Source organism: Neisseria sp. P0009.S007, from assembly GCF_051962515.1.
The window spans coordinates 1-901 of record NZ_JBQCVF010000662.1 but is presented as its reverse complement, the minus strand read 5'-3'; the positions used below and the strand labels follow the sequence as shown (position 1 = coordinate 901).

1 protein-coding gene is annotated in these 901 nt (G+C 52.4%); it reads right to left on the bottom strand.

The window, feature by feature from the left end; translation table 11 throughout:
* A partial coding sequence (gene lpxK, locus ACTHS3_RS15520) for a tetraacyldisaccharide 4'-kinase (protein ID WP_440368443.1) occupies positions 1-851 on the bottom strand: 851 nt, incomplete at its 3' end.
* Positions 852-901: the final 50 nt, after the last annotated feature.

The following is a 901-nucleotide window of genomic DNA, read 5'->3' as shown; positions in this document are numbered from 1 at the left end:
GTAATATCTGCATGATCAGGCAAGGCAACGGTTTGTTTCAAAGCGATATTCATGCTTTGCAACGTATTGAAAAAACGCTCCGGCTTGGCGATACCGGCGACGGCGGCAACGGTTTGATTTCCCAAACCCGCCAAATCCAATTTTTCAGACGGCCTGTTCAAACGGTAAATCTGCCCTGTTTCAATATGGCTGGCAAACATATTTTCAGACGGCTTAAATGCCGCATCTGCTTTTCCGCCGCTGACGACGACCGCATCAACGGAAGCTAATCGCGACAAAGGTTCGCGCAAGCTGCCGTTGGGCAGTAAATCCAAATTGGTGCGTTCAGCATCCGCCGCCGGGAATACGGCAATTTCCATATCGCGTTGCAAGGCATAATGTTGCAAGCCGTCGTCGGCCACAATCAATTCAAGCTCCGGATATGCCGCAAGCAATGCCCTGCCTGCTTCTGCACGGCTGCTGCCTACCGCCGTCGGCGCGCCGGTTTGGCGAAACAGCAATAAAGGCTCGTCGCCTGCATCTGCCGCACTGCTGGCTATATTCAATACATGAACCGCCTTACTCTTGCGCCCGTAACCTCGGCTGATGATGCCGACCTTAACGCCCTTTTCCCGCAACCCCAACACCAGCGCGGCGACTATCGGCGTTTTCCCCGTCCCGCCTGCATGGATATTGCCGACCACCACCACAGGCACAGGCAATTTTTCGCTTTTCAGACGGCCTGAAACAAAATCATCGCGCCGTTTCGCCGCAATTCTGGCAAACAGCTTGGACAATGGTTTTAACAGCAAAGACAAAAACGGATTAGGGGATTGCCAATGGCCTTCGATAATTTGGTGGAGTTTGGGCATACGCACGGCTTTTGAAGCGAAAATCAAACGATAATATAACACAAGCCCGC